Annotated in this window: 1 pseudogene; it reads right to left on the bottom strand. The window is 64.4% G+C overall.

Annotated elements, in window-relative coordinates:
- Window positions 1-157: 157 nt before the first annotated feature.
- A pseudogene (locus FQ664_RS28385) lies at window positions 158-239 on the bottom strand (D-Ala-D-Ala carboxypeptidase family metallohydrolase); the annotation flags it as partial.

The following is a 239-nucleotide window of genomic DNA, read 5'->3' as shown; positions in this document are numbered from 1 at the left end:
TGTGCGATGAGCTGAACAACGGCCAGATGGAGGCCCCTTTCGGCTTTTTGCGCGACGGCTCCAGCTATCACCTGCTCAGCCCGCTACCACTGGACGACGGCAGCAAGCGCCAGCGCTTCGCCCAGTGGGTCGGTCAAGAATGCCGTATCTGCCTCGCTCACCTGGGCTTGCTGCAGAACGACGAACCGGCCCCGCCATCGCCGCCCCAGGTGCGATAGCCGGCCGTGTCGATATGGATG

Origin of the sequence: Pseudomonas persica, from assembly GCF_900291015.1 — a bacterium.
Lineage (GTDB): Bacteria > Pseudomonadota > Gammaproteobacteria > Pseudomonadales > Pseudomonadaceae > Aquipseudomonas.
The sequence above is the reverse complement of the archived record's forward strand: the minus strand, read 5'-3'. Positions and strand labels throughout refer to the sequence as shown.